This is a genomic window from Bradyrhizobium sp. LjRoot220, assembly GCF_964252915.1.
Classification (GTDB): domain Bacteria; phylum Pseudomonadota; class Alphaproteobacteria; order Rhizobiales; family Xanthobacteraceae; genus Bradyrhizobium.
The window spans coordinates 224871-247500 of the sequence record NZ_CAXUPS020000009.1 but is presented as its reverse complement, the minus strand read 5'-3'; the positions used below and the strand labels follow the sequence as shown (position 1 = coordinate 247500).

16 protein-coding genes, 2 tRNA genes and 1 rRNA gene are annotated in these 22630 nt (G+C 61.7%); 12 read left to right on the top strand and 7 right to left on the bottom strand.

Annotation, left to right across the window (positions count from 1 at the left end; all coding sequences use genetic code 11):
• Nucleotides 1-77: 77 nt before the first annotated feature.
• The 3 genes from ACSQ84_RS30200 to ACSQ84_RS30190 form a co-directional block, all read right to left on the bottom strand.
• Nucleotides 78-153, bottom strand: a tRNA-Ala gene (locus ACSQ84_RS30200).
• Nucleotides 154-210: 57 nt separating this feature from the next.
• Nucleotides 211-287, bottom strand: a tRNA-Ile gene (locus tag ACSQ84_RS30195).
• Nucleotides 288-495: 208 nt separating this feature from the next.
• Nucleotides 496-1986: ribosomal RNA gene (locus ACSQ84_RS30190) — 16S ribosomal RNA — on the bottom strand.
• A gap of 869 nt (nt 1987-2855) precedes the next feature.
• Between ACSQ84_RS30190 and ACSQ84_RS30185 the strand changes: the two genes are divergently transcribed.
• The 7 genes from ACSQ84_RS30185 to ACSQ84_RS30155 all read left to right on the top strand — a co-directional run bounded on the left by ACSQ84_RS30185 (nt 2856) and on the right by ACSQ84_RS30155 (nt 12498).
• On the top strand, nt 2856-4928 hold the full coding sequence (locus ACSQ84_RS30185) for a peptidoglycan DD-metalloendopeptidase family protein (RefSeq protein ID WP_436215368.1): 2073 nt from the start codon (nt 2856-2858) through the stop codon (nt 4926-4928).
• A 225-nt stretch (nt 4929-5153) separates the two neighbouring features.
• Nucleotides 5154-6110 carry an ABC transporter permease gene (locus ACSQ84_RS30180; RefSeq protein WP_436215367.1) on the top strand — a complete coding sequence of 319 codons (957 nt, stop codon included), beginning with the start codon at nt 5154-5156 and terminating at the stop codon, nt 6108-6110.
• Nucleotides 6110-7006 (top strand): ABC transporter permease, encoded by an 897-nt coding sequence (locus ACSQ84_RS30175; RefSeq protein ID WP_436215366.1) that lies wholly within the window; start codon nt 6110-6112, stop codon nt 7004-7006. Before ACSQ84_RS30180 ends, ACSQ84_RS30175 begins: the two co-directional genes overlap by 1 nt.
• 28 nt (nt 7007-7034) lie before the next feature.
• Nucleotides 7035-8741: an ABC transporter substrate-binding protein gene (locus tag ACSQ84_RS30170; RefSeq protein ID WP_436215365.1), complete on the top strand. Its 1707-nt coding sequence runs from the start codon at nt 7035-7037 to the stop codon at nt 8739-8741.
• Between the two features lie 14 nt (nt 8742-8755).
• Entirely contained in the window at nt 8756-9727 is a 972-nt protein-coding gene (locus ACSQ84_RS30165; protein WP_436215364.1) for an ABC transporter ATP-binding protein, read from the top strand.
• Nucleotides 9720-10727, top strand: coding sequence for an ABC transporter ATP-binding protein (locus tag ACSQ84_RS30160; RefSeq protein WP_436215363.1), 1008 nt, complete (start codon nt 9720-9722; stop codon nt 10725-10727). The genes ACSQ84_RS30165 and ACSQ84_RS30160 overlap by 8 nt, the downstream gene beginning before the upstream one ends.
• Before the next feature lie 145 nt (nt 10728-10872).
• Nucleotides 10873-12498 (top strand): Vgb family protein, encoded by a 1626-nt coding sequence (locus tag ACSQ84_RS30155; RefSeq protein WP_436215362.1) that lies wholly within the window; start codon nt 10873-10875, stop codon nt 12496-12498.
• 110 nt (nt 12499-12608) lie between these two features.
• On the opposite strand, the gene ACSQ84_RS30150 is transcribed toward ACSQ84_RS30155, so the two are convergent.
• The 3 genes from ACSQ84_RS30150 to ACSQ84_RS30140 all read right to left on the bottom strand — a co-directional run bounded on the left by ACSQ84_RS30150 (nt 12609) and on the right by ACSQ84_RS30140 (nt 16745).
• Entirely contained in the window at nt 12609-14495 is a 1887-nt protein-coding gene (locus ACSQ84_RS30150; RefSeq protein WP_436215361.1) for a TIGR02594 family protein, read from the bottom strand.
• A gap of 24 nt (nt 14496-14519) precedes the next feature.
• On the bottom strand, nt 14520-15992 hold the full coding sequence (locus ACSQ84_RS30145) for a hypothetical protein (RefSeq protein ID WP_436215360.1): 1473 nt from the start codon (nt 15990-15992) through the stop codon (nt 14520-14522).
• Between the two features lie 474 nt (nt 15993-16466).
• A complete protein-coding gene (locus ACSQ84_RS30140; protein ID WP_436215359.1) occupies nt 16467-16745 on the bottom strand; it encodes a hypothetical protein in 279 nt (92 codons plus the stop codon).
• 280 nt (nt 16746-17025) lie between these two features.
• Here ACSQ84_RS30140 and ACSQ84_RS30135 point away from each other — a divergent pair, with 280 nt between their 5' ends.
• Nucleotides 17026-17388 (top strand): SPW repeat protein, encoded by a 363-nt coding sequence (locus ACSQ84_RS30135; RefSeq protein ID WP_436215358.1) that lies wholly within the window; start codon nt 17026-17028, stop codon nt 17386-17388.
• A 68-nt stretch (nt 17389-17456) separates the two neighbouring features.
• Entirely contained in the window at nt 17457-17723 is a 267-nt protein-coding gene (locus ACSQ84_RS30130; RefSeq protein WP_436215357.1) for a hypothetical protein, read from the top strand.
• Between the two features lie 79 nt (nt 17724-17802).
• Here ACSQ84_RS30130 and clpB read toward each other — a convergent pair whose 3' ends face one another.
• Nucleotides 17803-20442 carry an ATP-dependent chaperone ClpB gene (gene clpB / locus ACSQ84_RS30125; protein ID WP_436215356.1) on the bottom strand — a complete coding sequence of 880 codons (2640 nt, stop codon included), beginning with the start codon at nt 20440-20442 and terminating at the stop codon, nt 17803-17805.
• 222 nt (nt 20443-20664) lie between these two features.
• On the opposite strand from clpB, the gene ACSQ84_RS30120 reads away from it, so the two are divergent.
• The 3 genes from ACSQ84_RS30120 to ACSQ84_RS30110 all read left to right on the top strand — a co-directional run bounded on the left by ACSQ84_RS30120 (nt 20665) and on the right by ACSQ84_RS30110 (nt 22627).
• Nucleotides 20665-21450, top strand: coding sequence for an MOSC domain-containing protein (locus tag ACSQ84_RS30120; RefSeq protein ID WP_436215355.1), 786 nt, complete (start codon nt 20665-20667; stop codon nt 21448-21450).
• A gap of 814 nt (nt 21451-22264) precedes the next feature.
• On the top strand, nt 22265-22399 hold the full coding sequence (locus tag ACSQ84_RS30115; RefSeq protein ID WP_436215354.1) for a hypothetical protein: 135 nt from the start codon (nt 22265-22267) through the stop codon (nt 22397-22399).
• A 93-nt stretch (nt 22400-22492) separates the two neighbouring features.
• Nucleotides 22493-22627, top strand: coding sequence for a hypothetical protein (locus tag ACSQ84_RS30110; protein WP_436215353.1), 135 nt, complete (start codon nt 22493-22495; stop codon nt 22625-22627).
• Nucleotides 22628-22630: the final 3 nt, after the last annotated feature.

Sequence of the window (22630 nt, the reverse complement as noted above, 5' to 3'; positions counted from 1 at the left end):
ACATGCGAAGTGATGTTTCGCGGACGATTTGAAAGGCGCTTTGTTAGCAGGCCACTTTGTCGATCTTCAATTCCATCTGGTGGAGCCAGACGGGATCGAACCGACGACCTCATGCTTGCAAAGCACGCGCTCTCCCAGCTGAGCTATGGCCCCGTACCAGAAGACGAATGCTTCACGTCGATTATTGAGACGTGATGCGCTCGATCAAGGTGGTGGGCCTGGGAAGACTTGAACTTCCGACCTCACGCTTATCAAGCGCGCGCTCTAACCAACTGAGCTACAAGCCCCTAACACGAGAGGCCGCAATGGCGCGCAGCCGGCTCACGCCAGCTGCATCGCACAAGCGCTAAGCCCCTGGCGCGTGTTCGTCCGCGAAGAAAGAGAAACGTAGACGGCGAAATCCCGCCAATGCAGCTCAACGATCCTGACGATCGTTGGCCACTGATGTTTCTAAAACGGTTCGATAGAAGCAAGCTTCTGAAGAACCATCCTTAGAAAGGAGGTGATCCAGCCGCAGGTTCCCCTACGGCTACCTTGTTACGACTTCACCCCAGTCGCTGACCCTACCGTGGCCGGCTGCCTCCCTTGCGGGTTAGCGCACCGTCTTCAGGTAAAACCAACTCCCATGGTGTGACGGGCGGTGTGTACAAGGCCCGGGAACGTATTCACCGTGGCGTGCTGATCCACGATTACTAGCGATTCCAACTTCATGGGCTCGAGTTGCAGAGCCCAATCCGAACTGAGACGGCTTTTTGAGATTTGCGAAGGGTCGCCCCTTAGCATCCCATTGTCACCGCCATTGTAGCACGTGTGTAGCCCAGCCCGTAAGGGCCATGAGGACTTGACGTCATCCCCACCTTCCTCGCGGCTTATCACCGGCAGTCTCCTTAGAGTGCTCAACTAAATGGTAGCAACTAAGGACGGGGGTTGCGCTCGTTGCGGGACTTAACCCAACATCTCACGACACGAGCTGACGACAGCCATGCAGCACCTGTCTCCGGTCCAGCCGAACTGAAGAACTCCATCTCTGGAGTCCGCGACCGGGATGTCAAGGGCTGGTAAGGTTCTGCGCGTTGCGTCGAATTAAACCACATGCTCCACCGCTTGTGCGGGCCCCCGTCAATTCCTTTGAGTTTTAATCTTGCGACCGTACTCCCCAGGCGGAATGCTTAAAGCGTTAGCTGCGCCACTAGTGAGTAAACCCACTAACGGCTGGCATTCATCGTTTACGGCGTGGACTACCAGGGTATCTAATCCTGTTTGCTCCCCACGCTTTCGTGCCTCAGCGTCAGTATCGGGCCAGTGAGCCGCCTTCGCCACTGGTGTTCTTGCGAATATCTACGAATTTCACCTCTACACTCGCAGTTCCACTCACCTCTCCCGAACTCAAGATCCTCAGTATCAAAGGCAGTTCTGGAGTTGAGCTCCAGGATTTCACCTCTGACTTAAAGACCCGCCTACGCACCCTTTACGCCCAGTGATTCCGAGCAACGCTAGCCCCCTTCGTATTACCGCGGCTGCTGGCACGAAGTTAGCCGGGGCTTATTCTTGCGGTACCGTCATTATCTTCCCGCACAAAAGAGCTTTACAACCCTAGGGCCTTCATCACTCACGCGGCATGGCTGGATCAGGCTTGCGCCCATTGTCCAATATTCCCCACTGCTGCCTCCCGTAGGAGTTTGGGCCGTGTCTCAGTCCCAATGTGGCTGATCATCCTCTCAGACCAGCTACTGATCGTCGCCTTGGTGAGCCATTACCTCACCAACTAGCTAATCAGACGCGGGCCAATCTTTCGGCGATAAATCTTTCCCCGTAAGGGCTTATCCGGTATTAGCACAAGTTTCCCTGTGTTGTTCCGAACCAAAAGGTATGTTCCCACGCGTTACTCACCCGTCTGCCGCTGACGTATTGCTACGCCCGCTCGACTTGCATGTGTTAAGCCTGCCGCCAGCGTTCGCTCTGAGCCAGGATCAAACTCTCAAGTTGGACTTGAAACTTCAAACCGGCTGATCACAACGTTTGACGAGGTCCCACCATTTTTTGCCGGCCGAAGCCGACAAGCTGCCTACGATTCACATCGTGGGCAACGATGGTGTAACCTATGTAAACGTGTACCGCCGAAGTCTTTCGTCCGGCCCCAACACTTCAATACTTGCGTATTCAAGTAATCGAGGCCCGCAAGGACTCCGCCGTCCACGTTTCTCTTTCTTCATCTTCACTTGTCAAACAGCCCGGGACCCGAAGGACCCATCTCCCATTACTAGGAGCTTCCCACTACTGGGAGTTCCGGAAGCATCTTCACCGGACGGCAAATAACAACCGATTGGTATCGGCTGTTGATTCACTCATCATAATGAGGAGCTTCACGGGCGCGACAACTTGCCTTGGCCTCAGGGCCAAAGCAGCGCCGCGCTCAGTGGTCGGGTTATAGGCCCACCCGATCGGACCTGTCAACGCCCTTCGTCAACAAATTGTCGCATGATGTGGAAGAAATTTTGGGGCCCAAGAAGTCTATATGTTTGGGGGCTTTACGCCGTACTTGAGCCACAATCCTGCGACGTTCTGGCTATAACGTAAGCATTGAACCGCCGGATGCCAGTGGGGGCTGCCGGCGCTCATCTACCAGGGACTGGCGATTTCGATGAACCCGTCGCCTTTCCCCACGCGGCCGAGAAACATCGAGAGATCTGCACATCATTGACGTTCGAGACTCCGGCCGGTCTTCTGGCCTCTGATTCCCGAATATCGATTCGTGCGGCGCGCGATGCACCGGAATCCTCCTGATAGGGACGAAACCGGGTCTGGATCGAGCGAAGGTCTTGTCGAATGTTGATGGAATTTGGGGGGACACAGGGTTGAATCAGAAGGCGTCACGCGGGAGCGGCTATGGACGCGAGACCGGGATCATTGATCTTGGTCACGAGCCGCCGCTTTCCGTCGATGGCACCGAGGCCGCGGTAATCGACCGCCGCCGTGTCTCCGTACAATGGTTCAGCGGCACTATTCTGACCGGTCTGTGCGGCGCGGCTCTGATCGGCGGCGCCGTTTTCGCGTCGCTCGACGGCGAAATGACCTTTGCCAAGGTACCGGAGCGCGTCGAAGGTGCGTTGCGCGGCGCGTTCGGCGCCAATGATCGCGCCGCCAGCCTGCACAAGAGCGACCGCCTGCCGCCGCCCGGTGACTCGACCGCCGCCCGCAACGTCCTGCGGGTCTCGACCGTCACCCGGGTTGGCAACCGCGACGTGATGCGGGTTCGGCCCTACATCCGTATCTCCGGCAATCTGTCGATGACGACGAGCGACCTTTCCGCCAAAATCCCGCCCTTCAACGCCCAGCGCATGCTGACCGATGTCGGCGCCCCCACCCCCGCGGCCGCCGACGATCCGAACAACCCCGACGCCGTCGAACCCGACGCCGAGGTCTCCTTCGTCACCAAGGATCTCGCACCGGCGCTGCCGAAGGCGAAACTCGCCGCCGTGGTCGCCCTCGACGAAGTCCTGATGCGGGTGCGCGACGCGGCCAACTGGCGCGGCAACACCGGCGGCGTACGCTATACAACACTGGCAAACGCCACCGCCGATGCCAGTGGCGTGCATTCCGACATGAAGCTGGCCTACGCCACCGAGGGCAACGTTTCCGATCCCTATGCCGGCTTTGAAACCCGCGTGGTGCCGGAAAACGTCACGCTGCTGCCGAAGACCAAAGATCAAATCACCGGCGGCAATCCTTCCAACGAACGCGTTCACGTCGTGAAGAAGGGCGATACCGTCACCTCGATCCTGCGCGATCAGGGTGCGACGCCGGACGAGGCCCGGGCCATCGCCGCAACGCTTGGCGCCCGCGGCCGCGACGGCGGCCTGAAGGAAGGCCAGAAACTCCGCATCCTGATGGCCCCCGCGGCCCCCGGTCCGGGCGTGCGGCTGCAGCCTTACCGGGTGATCGTCGCCAACGAAACCACCATCGAGGCCGTTGCCGCGTTATCCGACATCGGCAAATACGTCGCCGTCGACGTGCAGAGCATGAATACGGTTGCCGAGGCTGCCGCCAACAAAGACGACGACGATGATGATGAGGACGATGGCACCGGCGTCCGGCTCTACCAGAGCATTTATGAGACCGCGCTGCGCAACAAGGTGCCGGCCATCGTCATCGAGGACATGGTCAAGATCTATTCCTACGACGTCGACTTCCAGCGCAAAGTGCAGCCCGGCGATTCCTTCGACGTATTCTTCGCTGGCGAAGACGAAGGCTCGACCATCACCGAAAAGACCGAAGTACTGTTCGCTTCGCTCACGGTCGGCGGCGAAACCAAGAAATACTACCGCTTCCAGACCCCCGACGACGCGGTCGTCGACTATTACGACGAGACCGGCAAGAGCGCGAAGAAGTTCCTGGTGCGCAAACCCGTCAACAACGCGATCATGCGCTCGGGTTTCGGCGGACGCCGCCATCCGATCCTCGGCTACACCAAGATGCACACCGGCGTCGACTGGGCCACGCCTTACGGCACGCCGATCTTCGCTTCCGGCAATGGCGTTGTCGAGAAAGTCGGCTGGGAAGGCGGCTACGGCAAGTACGTCAAGCTGAAGCACAACAACGGTTATGAGACCGCCTACGGCCACATGTCGGCCTTTGCCAAGGGCATGGAGCCCGGCAAGCGGGTGCGTCAGGGCCAGGTCATCGGCTTCGTCGGCTCGACCGGCATGTCGACCGGCGCCCATGTCCACTACGAAATCCTGGTCAACGGCCGCTTCGTCGACCCGATGCGCGTGAAGTTGCCTCGGGGCCGCTCGCTCGAAGGCCCGGTCATGGCAAGCTTCGAGAAAGAACGCGATCGCCTCGACATCCAGATGAACAATCGCGGCAATGCCGCGCGCGTCTCCGACGCTGCCGGTGCGCCATCGGTGCGGCAAGTCAGCAATCGCTGAGCCGTTTCAATTCCCGGCTTTTCACTTCCCGGCTTTTCACCTCGTATGTTCGTTAGCGTGAAGTTGAATGCGCGACTGTTCCGCGACGCGGAATGTTTTGCGTGCGCATGTACTCACCCAAGTTCCTCCGCGACAAAATCGCATCGCACGCGTCGCGATAATGCTTGCGAGCGTTTCGGACGCGGTCCACTCTTGCTGCAACAAGACGACGGGGGGCAGCGGAGGATGCAGGCATATCTGGCACGGCGGTTGTTGGCGCTTGTCCCGGCGCTGTTCTTCGCCAGCCTGATCGTCTTCGTCATCGTTCGGCTGGTGCCGGGCAACGTCATCGACATGATGCTGGCCCAGAACGACGTCGGCGCTGACAAGCTCTCGCGTGACCAGCTGATCGCAACGCTTGGTCTCGATCGCCCGATGTGGCTGCAGTATTTTCACTGGATCGGCGGCATTCTTTTTCACGGCGATTTCGGCCGCTCGCTCTGGCAGAACACGCCGGTGCGCGAACTGCTCGGCGCGCGGCTGCCGGTCACGTTCCAGCTCGGCTTCATGGCGCTGGTCATCGCGCTGTGCATCGCGCTGCCGATCGGCATCTATTCTGCAATCCGGCAGGACACCGCCGGGGACTATCTCACCCGTTCGTTCTCGATCCTGATGCTGGCGGTACCGAGCTTCTGGATGGGCACCATGGTGATGGTGTTCCCGTCGATCTGGTGGGGCTGGTCGCCGCAGGTGGGGTTCGTCCCCTTCACCGAAAACCCGCTGCAGAACCTCAAGCAGATGATCCTGCCGGCGATCATTCTGGGCACCGCGCTGTCGGCCATCACCATGCGCCTGACCCGCACCATGATGCTGGAGGTGCTGCGCCAGGACTACATCCGCACCGCCTGGGCCAAGGGCTTGTCGGAACAACTGGTCGTCATCAGGCATGCGCTGCGCAACGCACTGATCCCGGTGGTCACGCTGATCGGCCTGCAGGCGCCAATCTTGATCGGCGGCGCCGTCATCGTCGAGCAGATCTTCGTCATTCCCGGCATGGGCCTGCTGCTGCTCGATGCCATCAGCCAGCGCGACTACCCGATCATCACCGGCGTCAGCCTGGTGATCGGTCTTTGCGTGATGCTGATCAATCTCGCGGTCGATTTGAGCTACGGCCTGCTCGATCCCAAGGTGAGATACCGCTGATGACGCTGGCGATCGACATCCCGGCCACCACCGGCAGGACCGAGCGCAACGGCGCCCTCCGCTTTGTCATCCGCCTGTTCCGCGAGAAGCCTCTGGGTGCCGCCGGCGGCGTCATCTTCATCCTGTTCCTGCTGTGCGGACTGTTCGCCGACGTGCTGGCGCCCTATGGCATGAACCAGATCAGCCCGCGCAACCGCCTGACGGCGCCGTCCTGGGCCTATCCGTTCGGAACCGACAATCTCGGCCGCGACATGCTCTCGCGCTGCCTGTATGGCGCGCAGATTTCGGTGATCATCGCCTTTACCGCCGCATCGCTGGCGACCGTCATCTCGATCGTGATCGGCATCCTCACCGGTTATCTCGGCGGCAAGGTCGATCTCGTCACGCAGCGCTTCGTCGATGCCTGGATGAGCTTTCCCGATCTCATCATCCTGCTGGTCGTGGTTTCCGTGCTCGGCCCCGGCCTGCCGCAGATCATCGGCACGCTGGGCTTGCTGCTCGGCATCGCCGGCTCGCGCATCATCCGTTCCGCCGTGGTGTCGGTGCGCGAGAACATGTATGTGCACGCCGCCCAATCGATCGGCGCCTCAACCAGGCGCATCCTGTGGCGACACATCCTGCCCAACATCATGCCGCCGATCATCGTGCTGTTCACGACCCGCGTCGGCACCGTGATCCTCGCCGAGTCGAGTCTGTCGTTCCTCGGTCTTGGCGTGCCGCCGCCGACGCCGACCTGGGGCGGCATGCTGTCGGGCTCGGGCCGCACCTTCATGTTCCAGGGACCCTGGCTGGCGCTGGCGCCGGGTCTTTGTCTGACGGTCGTCGTCTACGCCACCAACGTGTTCGGAGATGCCTTGCGGGATCTGCTCGATCCACGCATGCGCGGATCAAGATAGACCAAAAAATAATATCCGGGAGGAAGTCATGTCCTATTCACGCGCCGCATCACGTCTCGCCGCTGCGTCTGTCGCCGTGGCCCTATCGCTTGCAACACCTGCATTCTCGCAATCAGAAGGGCCGCCCAAGCCCGGCGGCACGCTGGAGGTGGGGACGGTTTATGTCACGCTGTCAGCGCTGTCCTGGGATCTCGCCGACTGGAACTGGAAACAGAACCACGATACCGGCCAGGTCTACGAGCAACTGTTCGCCGCAGACCTCTCCAAGTCCAAACGGCTTGGCGGCAAGCATTCGTTCTATGCCGATGCCTGGATTCCTTCGGATGCGATCCGCGGCGAACTTGCGGAAAAATGGCAATGGAAGGAAAATCCGCTCCGCATCGAGATCAATTTGCGCAAGGGCGTGATGTTTCCCGACAAGCCCGGGGTGATGGCGGCGCGCGAACTGGTCGCCGATGACGTGGTGTTCTCGTTCAACCACCGCGACAAGAGTCCGAAGAAAATCGCCACTTATTTCGATCACATCGACAAGGTCGAGGCCACCGACAAGCACACCGTACTTTTCACTTTCAAGAACTACAATGCGGAATGGGATTATCGCTTCGGCTGGGGCTATTATTCCGGCATCATCCCGAAGGAAGTCGCCGATGCAGGCGGCGGCAACTGGAAGAACGTCAACGGCACCGGCCCGTTCCAGCTTGCCGAGTACGTACAAGGCAATTCGAACACCTATGTCAAAAACCCGAACTACTGGGGCACCGAGAAGATCAACGGCGTCGAAACCAAACTTCCGCTGGTCGACAAGGTGGTCTACCGCACCATCAAGGACGAGGCGACCTTCCTCACGGCATTGCGAACCGGCAAACTCGACATTCTCGAAACCATCAGGTGGTCCGCCGTCGATGAGCTGAAGAAGAGCGCGCCGCAGCTCCAATGGTCGAAATGGCTCTCGATGAGCGGCCAGTTTCTCGCCATGCGCGTCGATACCAAGCCGTTCGACGATGTCCGCGTCCGGCGCGCCCTCAATCTCGCCGTCAACAAGCAGGAGATCGTCAAGGAATATTACGGCGGCAATGCCGAGCTGTTCGCCTACCCGCAGCACCCCGATTATCTCGGCTATTTCGAGCCGCTGGAGGCGATGCCTGATACGATCAAGGAACTCTTCACCTACAACCCCGCGAAAGCCAAAAAGCTGCTCGCCGAGGCCGGCGTGCCCAAGGGGTTTACCTTCAAGGTGCAGGTCTGCGCGTGCTCGCCCGACCATATCGACCTGATACCGCTGCTGGCGGCCTATTATGAACAGGTCGGCGTCAAGCTGGACATTCAAACCCTGGAATACGGTGCGTTCCTTTCGGCCATGACCACCAAGACCAATGCGCCGGGCTATCTCATGAACAACGGGCACACCAATCCAACGACGACCATTCGCAAGAGCTTCGTCAAAGGCCAGGTCTGGAACCCGTCGCAATGGTCCGATCCAGAATACGACAAGAAGATGGACGCGGTTTATCTCGAGCCCGACGAGACCAAACGCCAGGCCATGCTGAAGGAGATGACGCGGGAGATTCTGGACAAGGCGCCCTACGTGTGGCTTCCGACGCCGTACATCTTCACGGCCTGGTGGCCTTGGGTGAAGAACTATGGCGGCGAACTCCGCGCCGGCGCCGTTCGTCCGGGACCGATCTACGCCCGGATCTGGATCGATCAGGAACTCAAGAAGAAGATGGGCCATTGAGCGGGACGGCGGCAATGACACGCCCGCTGCTCGAGGTCAAAAACCTGACGACGCGGTTCCGCACCGAGCGCGGCACCGTGACCGCGGTCGATGGGGTCTCGTTCCATGTCGATCCCGGCGAGACGCTCGCGATCGTCGGCGAGTCCGGATCCGGCAAGAGCGTCACCGCGCTCTCGGTGCTGCGCCTGATCCCGAACCCGCCGGGCCGGATCGAGAAGGGCGAGATCCTGTTCGACGGCACCGACCTGTTGAAGCTCGACGATCCCGGCATCCGCGCGGTCCGCGGCAACAAGATCGCGATGATCTTCCAGGAGCCGATGTCCTCGCTCAACCCAGCGTTGACTGTCGGCCTCCAGGTGGCCGAGCCGATCAACGTGCATCGGGGCACACCGTGGGAGAAGGCCTATGAGGCAGCGACTGAACTGATCGGCCGGGTCCGGATTGGCGATGCCGCCAGCCGGCTCGGCTCCTATCCGCACCAGTATTCCGGCGGCATGCGCCAGCGCGTCATGATCGCGATGGCGCTGGCCTGCGCGCCGCGCCTGATCATCGCCGATGAGCCGACCACGGCGCTCGACGTCACGGTGCAGGCGCAGATCCTCGATCTGCTGAAGGAAGTCACGCGCGAGACCGGCTCCTCGCTGATCCTCATCACCCACGATCTCGGCGTCGTCGCCCGGTATGCCGACCGCGTCGCGGTGATGTATGGCGGCCGCATTGTCGAAGTCGCCCCGGCGCGTGAACTCTATGCCCGGCCGCAGCATCCCTACACATCAGGCCTGATGGCGTCCGTCCCCCGCCTCGATGGCGGTGGCGGCCGGCGACTGATGCCGATCGAAGGCCAGCCCCCTGACCTCGCCAGCCTGCCGCCCGGCTGCGCCTTCGGACCGCGCTGCCGATCGATCCTCGACCAATGCCGAACCGCGAAGCCTGAACTGGTTCAGGTCGCCGACCGTCACGCCAAAGCGTGTTTCGCCCATGTCTGACGCGCTGCCCGAAGCCACCAGCGATACCATCCTCCGCGTCGAGGATCTGAAGGTCCATTTCCCCATCACCAAGGGTATCATCCTGCAGCGCCAGGTCGCGACCGTCAAAGCGGTCGACGGCGTCTCCTTCACGATTAGGCGCGGCGAGACGCTTGGCCTCGTCGGCGAAAGCGGCTCCGGCAAATCGACGACGGGACTGGCGGTGCTGCGGATGCTGACGCCGACCGCCGGGCGGATCGTGTTCGAAGGACAGGACATCGCGCCGCACCGGGGCGCCGAACTGCTGGGTGTGCGGCGCCGGATGCAGATGGTCTACCAGGACCCTTATGGCTCGCTCAATCCGCGCATGACGATCCGCAACATCGTCGGCGAACCGCTGGCGGTTCATGGCCTCGATGGCGACAAGGCGGCGACCCGCGACAAGATCGCCTCCCTGATCGCCTCCGTCGGCCTGTTGCCCGACATGGCCGACCGCTATCCGCATGAGTTCTCCGGCGGCCAGCGCCAGCGCATCGGCATCGCACGCGCGCTGGCGCTGGAGCCGAGCCTATTGATTGCGGACGAGCCGGTGTCCGCGCTCGACGTCTCGATCCAGGCCCAGGTCATCAACCTGTTCATGGATCTGCAGGAACACCTCGGGCTGACGTATCTGTTCATCGCGCATGACCTGGCGGTGGTCCGCCATATCTCGACGCGCATCGCCGTGATGTATCTCGGCCGCCTCGTCGAAATCGCCGACCGCGACGATCTCTATCGCAATCCCCTGCATCCCTACACCGAAGCCCTGATGGCGGCGGTGCCGGTCGCCGATCCCGAGGTGGAAGCGCGCCGGCCGCGGGCGGTGATTTCAGGCGAAGTCCCGAGCGCGCTGCGGCCGCCGCCGGGGTGCAGCTTCCACACCCGCTGCCCGCGTGCGATGGCGGTGTGCAAGACCGACCAGCCGCCGTTGCGCGAACTAGGCCCGGGACGCGCGGTCGCCTGTCATCTGCACGCAGGCTGAACCCTCATAAATTCTTGAGGGTCTAGTTCTCAGCGCGTTGTCATTTTTGTGGCGGCCGAGCTGGGCCGTACCGACAAGTTTTGTTTGCCAAACCCCACGGGCGACAGAATACTCACCTCCATAATAAAAAACGGGAGGTTGCGTCATGACGAGCAGGCTTGCATTTGGTGCGACCGTGGCCGCGGCAATGTTTCTTGCCACCGGCGCCGCGGCGCAGACCTATGAGGTTACCAAACTCGTACCGGGCTCGGCGTTTCACGGTGTCCATGGGCTCGGGATCGACAAGGCCGGGCGGCTGTTCGCCGGCAGCGTCGCAGGTGCAGCGCTCTACGAAGTCGATCGCGTGAACGGCACGGCGAAAATTGCGGTTGCCTCCCCGGAAGGCATGGCCGACGACATCGCGTTTGCGCCCGACGGCACCATGGCGTGGACCGCATTTCTCACCGGCGATCTTTATTCCCGCAAGGGCGACGGCCCGGTCAAGAAGCTCGCCTCCGGCCTGCCCGGCATCAACTCGCTGGCGTTCCGCAAGGATGGACGGCTCTACGCCACGCAGGTGTTCCTCGGCGACGCGCTCTACGAAATCGACGTCGAGGGCGCCAAGCCGCCGCGCAAGATCATGGAGAAGATGGGTGGCCTCAACGGCTTCGAGTTCGGGCCGGATGACAGGCTCTATGGCCCGCTCTGGTTCAAGGGCCAGGTCGCCAGGGTCGATGTCGACAAGGGCGAACTGACTGTTGTCGCCGACGGTTTCAAGATTCCGGCGGCGGTCAATTTCGATTCCAAAGGCAATCTCTGGGTAGTGGATACCGCGCTCGGGCAATTGGTGCGGGTCGATCCGAAATCCGGCGCCAAGAAGGTGGTGGCGCAGCTCAAGCCCTCGCTCGACAACCTCGCGATCGACGACAAGGACCGCATCTTTGTCTCCAACATGGCTGACAACGGCATCCAGGAGGTCGATCCGGAAACCGGCGCGGCCAGGCAGGTCATATCAGGCAAGCTGGCGCTGCCCGGCGGCATCGGCGTCGTCTCCGACGGCGGCAAAGACACCCTCCATGTCGCCGACGTGTTCGCCTATCGCACCGTCGATGGCACCACCGGCGAGGTCTCCGAACCCGCCCGCATGCACGCCGACGGCGTGACCCTCGAATATCCGATGAGCGCCACCGCGAAGGGCGACGACGTGATCCTGTCGAGCTGGTTCACCGGCACGGTGCAGTTGATCGACCGCAAGTCCGGCAAGACACGCGACATGCTGCACGGATTCAAGGCGCCGCATGACGCCGTCAAGCTCGGCGACGGCTCAATCCTCGTCAACGAGCTCGGCAGCAAGTCGCTGGTCCGCGCCGGCGGCGAGCACGGCAAGGACCGCACCGTCCTGATCGGCGACCTCGAGGGACCGGTCGGCATGGCCGCTACCGCAGCCGGCGACGCCGTCTACGTCACCGAGGCGTTCGCCGGGCGGATATCAATGGTCGGCACCAATGGCGAGAAGACAATCATCGCCAAGGACCTGAAATTGCCCGAGGGCATCGCGCTCGGGCCCGACGGCATGCTGGTCGTCGCCGAAGTCGGCGCCAGGCGCATCGTCCAGATCAATCCGAAAGATGGGACCGTGACCGAGATCGCCGGCAACCTGCCGATCGGCCTAGCCCCTGCCCCCGGCGGATTGCCGTCCAACATCCCGACCGGCGTCGGTGTCGGCGCGTCAGGGGTGATCTACTTCTCGTCGGATGTCGAGAATGCGATTTACAGGATCACGAAGAAATAGCCGAGCGGACCGGCGACTTCCGATCGCCGGTCATGCAATACGCGGCAGATGCCCGGAATTTCGTGAGCCCTAAAACTTCGTTTTTGCGCCTCGATCTTTGACAGGGCGCTTCACATCATGCGCCAGCCACGCACGATATCGATCCGGAAATTCCGCTCGCAAACCGCGTTGCCCTGATTTCCGCCAAGAAGCGTGACATGAGTTCCATCCCACGCCGTCACGAAACCAACATGACCGCTGGCGCCGGGGGCGAGGGGCATGGTCACAGCGACCGCCCCATATTCAGGGCCTTCCAGGCTCTTTCCGTTTTTCAGCCAGTCGGCCGCCCGTGCCGAAAAGGTCACCGGCGAACGGGCACCGTTTGATTCCTTGATGCACCACGAAACAAAAGCGGCGCACCAGGATACGTCGTCCGGCTGCCGGCCCAGGGTAGTCGCTACAAAGTACTTTTCAATTTCCGGGTTGCTGCCGTTGTCAAATTCCCGGACTTTATTGTTCAATTCCTCCTTGGCCTTCTCCATCCACGGAGCGTCGCCTTTATCATCTGCCGTTTGTGGGGGGCCGACCGCAAGATCTGGATCAATCTTCCCGATCAACCCGGCAGCATTTTCGAAGCCGGTCGACAACCTGGCCTCGATTGCCGAGCGCAAATCCCTGACGGTGATATTGGCGGTCAGCAGGCCCGGTCGCCGCGCAAAGATGGCATCGATATCGGCAGCGGGCATCGGCGCCAATACGTCACGGACCGCCCTGATTTGGTTGGCCTCGGCCAACAAAGCCGGGAGAAGTTCGGCCCCAAAAACACGGGCGAGACATAGCTCTTCCGAACTTGGCAGCCTCTTGTCAGGCAGCCTTTCTCGCGCCTCCTGCGTGAGTTGGACGATAAAGCGCGCCGCGATCGCCGCCTGGGCGAGGGGATTGAAGCGGCCTTCGTCTCCAAACCCCGTTTCGGCCGGAACGTTCACGGCTTTCCACTCGCTCTCGCTAATGGCATAGGGGCCGAAATAGAGGCCGTTCGGGCTGGTGTTGTTCGTCAGCGCCGTTTCGGCATCGGCAAGCGCAATCAGCAGATGAGCGTTGGTGCCGTAGCGGGCTGCAACATCGAGACAGGCCTGCGCAAAATCTTCCGGCACGAAGCTGGACAGGACGGTTTGCGGCGTCAACCAGTCTTGCCGTGCGAACCCCGCATGCGTCGACGTATCCGGAGCCATCACCTCGACTTTTCGCCAAAGTGCGTCAACTTCCTCCAATTTCCTCACAGGCATGTCGATCTCGACACGCAGCAGCCGCTCGGCATCATCCCTCGGTTCGGCGCGCAGCCCAAACGGCCGCGTGTCGGCAAGAAACAATCCGGTTGGGACGGGAACAGCGGGTGGCGGCACGCGCGGTTTCGGTGCCGGCATGTCGCCTTGCACGCCGATCCTGACGACACCATCCGCGACCAATTGTTTGAGAACCGCCATGGCTCCCACCTGGGCGCTCACCGCGGTCATACTGAACTTGTGATCGCCGACGTATTTGCCTGCCGTGTAATGGTTGGTGCATGACCACAGGTAGGGCGACTTCACGGTCGGGTGGTTTCGGCGATATCCGAATCCGTTGTAACGCTCGAGTTCAAACGAGATCCGCTCGATCGACCAACCGTCCTTTCCGATATCCTGCATGCAATGCATGGTCAGGGCGTCGACCGCACTTTCGATCCAGGAAAACGTTGGACCGCCTTTCTTCGGACGGCCACTCGGGACTTGTACCGTCCGGGCGTTGAGGGGGTCACCATTGTGAAGATGCTTCTTCATGTTGAAGCTGGCTTCCAGGCTATGGATCAGCCCAACGATGAACCACGGCACCGTCGTGGCAGCGCTCACTTCATCATAGGTCGATTTAAGCTCGCGTAGCTGCTGCGCAACGCCCTTCACTTTTTGTGCCTTTGCCGGCGGAATGACAGCGGTATCCCAGAGTGTTTTGTATTCTGCGGCAAGATCGACGAACTTGATCATTCTGCGCTCCAGGGGATCGCCGGATTAGTTCTCGGGATTTATCTTCGCGTAGAGTTCCCGAGTAATGTCGGTGCCCGTCAGGTTAAACCTGGCGGCGAGGTTGCCGATGGCATTGCGGGTTTTCGTGTCGATAACGACAGGGGCTACCGGCGCCGACGGAACCTCCAACTTGGCGCCAGCCAGTGCCGTGTTAAGCAATTGCCGCATCGGGGTTTTGGTATGCTCAAAGCGGGCAAACAGGCCGACCTCGAGTCCATTGCGGAATCCCGCCTTCGTGCAATCCGGGTAAAGCCGCTGTGCGTCACGCAATTTCTGGAGGTTCGCATCTGTGGCGATCGCATTGCTGTCGGTTGACAAGACAGCCCGGTTGAAATTCTTCAGTTGTTCGCGTGTGGCCGTGTCGAACCCGTCGGACGGCGTGACGCAGAGCATCCTTTGCAGCTTCTTCCCATCAGCAACCGTGATGGTCTTCTCGACGTCCGTTGTCGCATTGGCCATCAACGGTGGCGGCTGAGGCTGTTCAGCGTGCTGTCCTGGCCGCGTCGGTCGTGCGGTATCCGTACCCGAACCGGGCTGGCCTGAGCCGGCCGCCCTGCCCGCGTTACCGATGCCGATGGAACTGAGCGGGCTCAGCACGGCAACCGGCGCCCGCAATGTCGTCGGCAAGCCCGCCTTGCAAGTTTCCAACGCAGCGGCGTCTCTCGTGATGAGGTTACAGAGGTATCTCATGAGGCCGCCGAGTTCGACAAAGAATCTCGGCTGCGGCATCGGCTCGAGGCCCTGGCTTCTGAGCGCGGCCATCACAGCGAGCCATGCCGGCATATCGTCGTTCCGGCGCGCGTAGATTTCCCTCAACGCCGCAACATGTGCTTCCGTGACCAGGAACGGAGGGGGCCGGTTGTCGATAGCCGGAGTTGCCAGCCACAACTGAACCTCCAACTCAACCGTATCCCTGTAAAGCGCCCCGACGACGCGGCCGTATTTCAGGGCGTCCCTTCCGATCTGGACGAGATTGCTCAACAGTTCGAGAATATTGATCGGATTGATGACAGCGCCGGTTGCGGAATTGAGAAGCTTCTTCGCATCTTCGACTGGCAACGCGATCATCGCCAGATCGAACAATCCGGTCGAATAGTCGAGCATGGCGCTGTCGTAATAGAAACACGGGTCGTTCTCCGCTCCCGGCACCCCGAGCGGATTCCTGTCAAACGCGCAGGCGTAGATTGGCAGGAAGCGCTTGGTGAGCGCTCCGATGCGAATGGCCAATAGCTGCCGGTCGGAATCGTTCTTTGCGGAGACGGATGCGATCCGCGCCAGCGAGACCTGCATGGCAAAGGCACGCAACGCGCGCATGCCCTTCGAGTCGGCCTTCATCCAGTGGTCGTCGAGGACGGCGTCGAGATAACCGCCGCGATTGGTCGTTTCCTTCTCTATGATCGCGCAGCCGCTGTTGAACAGCAGGGCGACCATGAGCAAAATCGACACGACGCCACGCATGCCTGCACACCCCCAACTCCCGTCAGGGATTGTGGCGAGCATGCGCTGAATTGTTCAAGGAGATTCCACATCCTTAGCGAGAAATCGCTTTCCGTGTCTCTTTTCGAACACACCCGCCAAACGTGCGACCGCCCACCACACGCTGGACTTGCGAGCCGAATCCGCGACATCCGGCATGGGAATCGTCGTTTAGGGGAACTGTCAGCACGAAGCCCTCCCGCATCGCGGAGAGGGTCTGGCGACGGGCTAATCAGGTCAGTCCATCTTACGCTTTGCTCCATCTGGGCGCGGCGCGCGCGATGCAGGGCATCGTGGCAGCGTACCGGCCCGCGTGGTCGTTTTTACGGCGCAGTGTTCGCGCAAATCAGGAAGACGATGCCCAGCGCCGTAAGGCCAAACGCGACGGCCGCAAGGGGCAGCAACATGTCGATCGCCGCGTGCATGCCGTGAAGCTTGCTGCCCCAGACCGCGAAGTCAGCTTCCTTCCAGTCGCGGAATGCCGTCTTGTGCTGATGCGCCTGATACGGCCGCTGGGATTTTTTTCCAGACGAGGGACAGCGACCAAGGTACCAGCACCGCCATCAGGAGCAGCGCACTGACCATTGCCAGTGGAAGTTCGATGTCGCTTTGCCGGTCGAACAGAATCCACGCTGCGACAGCGAACCAGGCGACAAAGCCGACCGCTATGCCGTAGATATTGGGGTGAAGCTGATCGAACACCGGCTTGTTGTGGGCGATGAGTTGCCTGGCCATGAGGGCTACCCCTCGGTCTGCTCTCGGTCTTGTCTCGATCTTGCGGGCGGTTGTCCTGCAAGCGGTTCGGGCCGGCGACAGGCTCTCCGGAGCATCATGCTCCGCGCAAGCACACACAAGCGTGCGCCGGGATGGTCCTCAGCCCGCCGTTGCTGCAGCCCTGCCGTGGTACAACCCGCCCGCCCCGGCTGACGTTTCATTAAATTTTCAGCCAGCGGCGATGGAACCGGTCGGGAATTCTCCGGTTGATTTGTGCAGGAAACCTTCAATGGAGGGTGTCATGGAGAACTGGAACAACGCAAAATATTGTGACGTTGCCAACTTGATCCTCGGCGCGGTTCTATTGCTTTCGCCTTGGCTATTTGGATTTACTGCTGAGAGTGCTGCATCTACCAACGCCAACATCGCCGGTATCGCAATCGCGGTGCTTGCCATCGCGGCGCTTGCTGCATTCGCCGTCTGGGAGGAGTGGCTGAACCTGGTCGTGGGACTGTGGACACTGGCTTCGCCCTGGATATTGGGCTTCCAGGGAACCACCGCGATGACGGTCCACGTCGTGATCGGCGCCGCAGTGGCGGTGCTCGCGGCCATTGAACTCTGGCTCATGTCGCAGAATCCGCCCCGTCTGACGACGCACAGCTGAGGTACGAGAGGTTTCCCTTCGCCCGCCCGTGTTGGCGGGCGAAGGGCCGGTTTGAGGGACGAAATGCCATGCAGCGCGTCACCCGTGACGACGTTATCAAGGCGATCGGTCCGGTCGACGAAGTGACCATCGCCGAAATCATTGGCACCGGTGCGACGGCGGACGAACTGGCGGAGGCCCAGGCCTGGATGGTCAATGACGAGCCGCTGATGAACGAGGGCCGGCCGCTGGCGAGCGGCCGGGTTCGCGAACTCATCGATATCCTCGCGGAGTTTGAATCGAGCGAGGATGAAGACGGCAAGGCAGCCAGCCCCGCCACGGACGGGCAGGTCTGACGCCCGCCCCATCAGCGCGAGCGGGTGCCCCCAGCGTCAAGCGCGGCTCAATCGAGCCGCGCCCTCGTCACTATCGTACCTAATTCAGCTTACGCTTCGGGATCGGCGCCTCGAACGTCGCGATCTCGGCGGTCTGCGGCGCCTTGCCGTTGAAGGTCAGCACGTTGCCCTCGCTCGAGATCGCCACGTGATCGCCGTCGGCGATCTCGCCGGCGAGGATCATTTCGGCCAGCGGATCCTGCAGGTTGCGCTGGATCACCCGCTTCAGGGGACGCGCGCCATAGGCGGGGTCCCAGCCCTTGGCGGCAAGCCAGTCGCGCGCCGCGGCATCGAGCGTGAGCGTGATCTTGCGTTCCTCCAGGAGTTTCTGCAGCCGCGCGAACTGGATCTCGACGATCCGGCCCATCTCGCTCTTCTGCAAGCGATGGAACAGGATGATCTCGTCGACCCGGTTGAGGAATTCGGGCCGGAAATGCGCCCGTACCATTCCCATCACCTGATCGCGCACCTCCGAGGTGTCGTCGCCTTCCGGCTGGTTCACCAGGAATTCCGACCCGAGGTTCGAGGTCATGATGATCAGCGTGTTGCGGAAGTCGACTGTGCGGCCCTGACCGTCGGTCAAGCGGCCGTCGTCGAGCACCTGCAGCAGCACGTTGAAGACGTCCGGATGCGCCTTCTCGATCTCGTCGAACAGCACCACCTGATAGGGCCGCCGCCGCACCGCCTCGGTGAGGGCGCCGCCCTCGTCATAGCCGACATAGCCCGGAGGCGCGCCGATCAGCCGCGACACCGAATGCTTTTCCATGTACTCGGACATGTCGAGACGGACCATCGCGGTCTCGTCGTTGAACAGGTATTCCGCCAGCGCCTTGGTCAGTTCGGTCTTGCCGACGCCGGTCGGCCCCAGGAACATGAACGAGCCCATCGGGCGGTTCGGATCCTGCAAGCCGGCGCGCGAACGGCGGACGGCGGTCGCCACCGCCCGCACGGCTTCGGCCTGGCCGACCACGCGCTTGCCGAGGCTGCCTTCCATTTTCAGCAGCTTGTCCTTTTCCCCCTCCAGCATCTTGTCGACGGGCACACCGGTCCAGCGAGACACCACCTGCGCGATGTGGTTGGCGGTAACCGCCTCCTCCATCATCTCGCCGGGATTCTCTTTCGCTTCGATATCGCTGAGCTTCTTCTCCAGCTCGGGAATCCGGCCATAGGCCAGTTCGCCCGCGCGCTGGAATTCGCCGCGGCGCTGCGCGTTGGCAAGCTCGATGCGCAAGGCGTCGAGTTCGCTCTTCAGCTTCTGCGCGTCGGAGAGCTTGTTCTTCTCCGCGCTCCAGCGCGCCGTCAGCGCTGCCGATTTCTCCTCGAGATCGGCGAGTTCCTTCTCCAGCGTCTGCAGCCGGCTCTTCGAACCGGCATCGCTCTCCTTGCGCAGCGCCTCCTGCTCGATCTTCAGACGGATGATCTCCCGATCCATCGTATCGAGTTCTTCCGGCTTGGAATCGACCTGCATCTTCAGCCGCGCCGCGGCCTCGTCCATCAGGTCGATGGCCTTGTCAGGCAGGAAGCGGTCGGTGATGTAGCGGTTCGACAGCGTGGTGGCGGCGACCAGCGCGGAATCGGCGATGCGCACGCCGTGATGCTGCTCGTACTTGTCCTTCAGGCCGCGCAGAATCGAAATCGTGTCCTCGACCGTCGGCTCGGAGACGAAGATCGGCTGGAACCGGCGCGCCAATGCGGCGTCCTTTTCGACGTGCTTGCGGTATTCGTCGAGCGTGGTGGCGCCGATGCAATGCAGTTCGCCGCGCGCCAGCGCGGGCTTCAGCAAATTGGACGCGTCCATCGCGCCATCGGCCTTGCCGGCGCCGATCAGGGTGTGCATCTCGTCGATGAACAGGATGATGCTGCCTTCGGCCGAGGTGACTTCCTGCAGCACGGCCTTGAGCCGCTCCTCGAACTCGCCGCGATATTTGGCTCCCGCAATCATCGAGCCGAGGTCGAGCACCAGCAGCCTCTTGTCCTTGAGGCTCTCCGGCACGTCGCCGTTGAGGATGCGCAGCGCGAGGCCCTCGACGATCGCGGTCTTGCCGACGCCGGGTTCGCCGATCAGCACGGGATTGTTCTTGGTGCGGCGGGACAGCACCTGGATGGTACGGCGGATTTCCTCGTCGCGGCCGATCACCGGATCGAGCTTGCCGTCGCGTGCGGCCTGGGTCAGGTCGCGGGCATACTTTTTCAGCGCGTCATAGGCGTTCTCGGCCGTGGCGCTGTCAGCGGTGCGGCCCTTGCGCAACGATTCGATCGCCGCGTTGAGGTTTTGCGGCGTGACGCCGCCCTTGCTCAAAATGGTCGCCGCCTCGCTGCCCTTCTCGAGCGTGAGGCCCAGCAGCAGCCGCTCCACGGTGACGAAGCTGTCGCCGGCTTTTTCGGCGGCCTTTTCCGAGGCGTCAAACGCCCGCGCCAGTTCGGGGGCGAGATAGACCTGGCCGGCGCCACTGCCGGATACCTTTGGGAGCTTGCCCAGCGCATCCTCGGTCGCTTTAAGGATGGCGTGGGAGTTGCCGCCGGCGCGGTCGATCAGACCGCCGGCCAGCCCCTCACCGTCGTCCAGCAGCACCTTGAGCAGATGCAGCGGCGAGAATTGCTGGTGGCCGTCGCGCACGGCCAGCGATTGCGCAGACTGGATGAAACCGCGCGCACGCTCGGTGTATTTCTCAATGTTCATTTTACTTGCTTCCCTCGGCCTGCCGCCCCCACCCCGAAGGCATGGACGCCGCATCTTCACTGGGTTTCCACGCGGCCGCGTTGACATTCCTCAACCAGCCGGCGGTCGTCGCCATCATTTCAGGCTTGACGCAAATGTGGGCATCTTCGGCCAAAAACGGAAGAGCCCAATTTGCGATTTCAGCATGGTAGCGGGCTGCAAAGGAATCTCTTAAAAAGCCGGATGACCTCATCAAATCCCCCACAGATCACCGGTATCTACCGCTATCCCGTCAAGGGGCTGACCCCGGAGCCGCTCGCCCGCGCGGCGCTGAATCCCGGCCAGACCCTGCTGGCCGACCGCCGCTACGCCATCGAAAACGGCCCCAGCGGCTTCGATCCGGCCGAGCCGAAATGGCTGCCCAAGCCGCATTTCCTGATGCTGATGCGGGACGAGTGGCTGGCCGCGCTGCAGACCCATTTCGACGACGCCAGCCACGTATTGACCATCCGCCAGAACGGCGCGGTCGCGGCCCAGGGCAACCTTGAAACCGCCGAGGGCCGGGCCGCGATCGAGCAATTCTTTGCCACCAGCTATGCCGGCCAGATCAAGGGGCCACCAAAAGTCCTGACCAGTCCGGGGCACAGTTTTTCCGACGTCGCCCGCAAGGTGGTCTCGATCATCAATCTGGCGAGCGTCCGCGCCATCGAGGATATGGTCGACCACCCCGTCCATCCGCTGCGTTTCCGCGCCAACCTCTATGTCGAGGGCTGGCCGGCCTGGCACGAATTCGACCTCGTCGACCGCACCATCGCGATCGGCGAGGCGCGGCTCAAGGTGGTCAAACGCATCACCCGTTGCGCTGCCGTCAATGTCGATCCGAAAACCGCAGAGCGCGATCTCTCGATCCCGAATACCCTGACGCGCCGGCTCGGCCACAACGAGTGCGGCATCTATGCCGAGGTGACCGCCGGCGGCAGCATCGCCATCGGCGACGCGATCATGGCGGAACAGCCGGAATTGTTGTGAGGTAGTTCGGCACGGCCCGGCGACTTCCGCTGTCGTCCTCCGCGAAAGCGGGGGATCCAGTACGCCGCGGCCTGTCGGTTCTATCATCGGCGTCTCTGGATACTGGGTCGCCCGGTCAAGCCGGGCGATGACAACTGAATATGCCTTCGCATTCTCGCGACGCATTGCGCCCGAGGCTTGCTGGAATCTTCAACGCCCCCTCTCAATAAGAGGGCGCAGGGAATGCCGGATGCGCGCTGCACCCGCGATCTCGTGTGCGACGTGCACAAACAAAGGTGCACACGAGCATACAGGGCAGCGGAGAACATCCGACATTCCCTGCGCAATGGCTTTACGGCTTATAACGCGCTCTCCCCGGTGAGCCTATACTCTGTTGCCACCGTCGCTGCGCCGAAATGAATCCGACGCAACTTGACGCCAGCCTAAGGGCGTCAGGACCACACGCCTTTGCCGTACGCTCTCGCGCCGTTCGTTATCGGCACTACCAGCGTCCACCGCGACCCGTCCCAACGATCGTGACGATCATGATACGCCCCTCTGGCGGGACGGGATGGACGAGGATATAGCCTCATTTTCCTTTCTGTAAAAGCGAAATATTTTTTATTTTGGGGCTTGACATTTGTTCTGAATAACAGAATCGATCTGCCCCGGCTCCCGCCTTCGCTCGTTGAGCCACGGCGGACAGGTCGCCAGGGCTATGCCGGGCGCAGCCGTCGACCGGCTTGTCGCCCCTGCCCGATCCGTCCCCGGGCAGGCGGCCGCCCAAAGGGAACCGGCGGCCGCCCAGAAAGTTTACACGGGGTGGAGGACCACCATGCGCAAAGTCTTCTCACGCTTGGACGACGAACAGCGGCAGGCTCTCATCGAGTGTGTCGACCTCAGCACGGCGATTGCTTCAGCCGGACTGATCGTGTCGATCCTCAAATTATTCGTCGACCTGATGACCTGAATCGCTTCGGTGATCGGGCAGTTGGACCTTCGTTAACCCGCTTCAAGGGCGGAGCGAACGCGTGCTCTCGGTTTTGAATCCTGGAGGTGCGTTATGAAACAAGAGCCGATCGTTGAACAGGCGGCGCGAGAAACACCGCCCACGGAAGCCGAGCTGAACTACGGGCTACTGACCGCCGGCGCGATTGCCCTCATGGTCGTTGGAACGGCAATCTACTGGATTTCGTAACCT

Bases quoted from the DNA above. Each gene is read 5' to 3' on its own strand.
- ACSQ84_RS30180 (WP_436215367.1), top strand. From the start codon at position 5,154: ATGCAGGCATATCTGGCACGGCGGTTGTTGGCGCTTGTCCCGGCGCTG.
- ACSQ84_RS30175 (WP_436215366.1), top strand. From the start codon at position 6,110: ATGACGCTGGCGATCGACATCCCGGCCACCACCGGCAGGACCGAGCGC.
- ACSQ84_RS30170 (WP_436215365.1), top strand. From the start codon at position 7,035: ATGTCCTATTCACGCGCCGCATCACGTCTCGCCGCTGCGTCTGTCGCC.
- ACSQ84_RS30165 (WP_436215364.1), top strand. From the start codon at position 8,756: ATGACACGCCCGCTGCTCGAGGTCAAAAACCTGACGACGCGGTTCCGC.
- ACSQ84_RS30160 (WP_436215363.1), top strand. From the start codon at position 9,720: ATGTCTGACGCGCTGCCCGAAGCCACCAGCGATACCATCCTCCGCGTC.
- ACSQ84_RS30155 (WP_436215362.1), top strand. From the start codon at position 10,873: ATGACGAGCAGGCTTGCATTTGGTGCGACCGTGGCCGCGGCAATGTTT.
- ACSQ84_RS30150 (WP_436215361.1), bottom strand. From the start codon at position 14,495: ATGATCAAGTTCGTCGATCTTGCCGCAGAATACAAAACACTCTGGGAT.
- ACSQ84_RS30145 (WP_436215360.1), bottom strand. From the start codon at position 15,992: ATGCGTGGCGTCGTGTCGATTTTGCTCATGGTCGCCCTGCTGTTCAAC.
- ACSQ84_RS30140 (WP_436215359.1), bottom strand. From the start codon at position 16,745: ATGGCCAGGCAACTCATCGCCCACAACAAGCCGGTGTTCGATCAGCTT.
- ACSQ84_RS30135 (WP_436215358.1), top strand. From the start codon at position 17,026: ATGGAGAACTGGAACAACGCAAAATATTGTGACGTTGCCAACTTGATC.
- ACSQ84_RS30130 (WP_436215357.1), top strand. From the start codon at position 17,457: ATGCAGCGCGTCACCCGTGACGACGTTATCAAGGCGATCGGTCCGGTC.
- clpB (WP_436215356.1), bottom strand. From the start codon at position 20,442: ATGAACATTGAGAAATACACCGAGCGTGCGCGCGGTTTCATCCAGTCT.
- ACSQ84_RS30120 (WP_436215355.1), top strand. From the start codon at position 20,665: ATGACCTCATCAAATCCCCCACAGATCACCGGTATCTACCGCTATCCC.
- ACSQ84_RS30115 (WP_436215354.1), top strand. From the start codon at position 22,265: ATGCGCAAAGTCTTCTCACGCTTGGACGACGAACAGCGGCAGGCTCTC.
- ACSQ84_RS30110 (WP_436215353.1), top strand. From the start codon at position 22,493: ATGAAACAAGAGCCGATCGTTGAACAGGCGGCGCGAGAAACACCGCCC.